Raw genomic sequence first — 752 nt, 5'->3', positions numbered from 1 at the left:
GACGCGCCTGCGTGGTCAAGCCGCAAGTCGGCCTGTTTGAGCGGCACGGGCCTGACGGAATGCGCGCATTGCAACGCGTCTGCGAAGCTTCAAGAGAGGCGGGCCTTCTTGTTCTCGCGGATGCCAAGCGCGGCGACATCGGGACAACAGCCAGAGGCTATGCAGCCGCATACTTGTCAGAAGCGGCGCCGTTCCCCTCCGATGCCGTGACGGTAAACCCTTATATGGGCCTCGATACGTTGGAGCCCTTCCTCGAAGAGGCCGAGGCAAACGGCAAGGGGGTCGTCGTGCTCGCGCGCACGTCGAATCCCGGCTCAGCCGATTTTCAGGCGAAAGATCTTGAGGGCGCCCCACTCTATGCACGCGTCGTTGAGGCGCTCGCCCCGGCGATCCAGCGCCTGAAGGGGGCGGGCGAATGGTCCAGCCTGATGCTGGTGGCGGGCGCGACGGGCCCGGATGAGGCCCGCCAATTGCGACAGCTCGCGCCGGACGCGCTGTTTCTGGTGCCGGGCTATGGCGCGCAGGGCGGCGGGGCCGAAGATGCGCTTGCGGGATTCAAGGCGGTTTCAAATCGCCTCGAAGGCGGCGTCGTGAATGCATCGCGTTCCGTCACATTCCCGGCCGGATCAGACACCGTAGAAAGCCAAGCCGACTGGCACGCGCTTATTGTGGCCGCCATTGAAGCTGCTCAGACCGATCTCTCCATGCATGCCGGACGCGTGCCTGTAGCGTCGGGCTGACCTTAAGACAGG

At 64.8% G+C, this 752-nt stretch carries 1 protein-coding gene; it reads left to right on the top strand.

Going from position 1 to position 752, the window contains the following annotated elements; genetic code table 11:
* On the top strand, positions 1-740 hold a 740-nt coding region (gene pyrF, locus B4F73_RS04030), incomplete at its 5' end, for an orotidine-5'-phosphate decarboxylase (protein ID WP_290482561.1).
* Between the last annotated feature and the right edge of the window lie 12 nt (positions 741-752).

Source organism: Hyphomonas sp. UBA3601, from assembly GCF_002375605.1.
Taxonomy (GTDB): domain Bacteria; phylum Pseudomonadota; class Alphaproteobacteria; order Caulobacterales; family Hyphomonadaceae; genus Hyphomonas.
The sequence above is the reverse complement of the archived record's forward strand: the minus strand, read 5'-3'. Positions and strand labels throughout refer to the sequence as shown.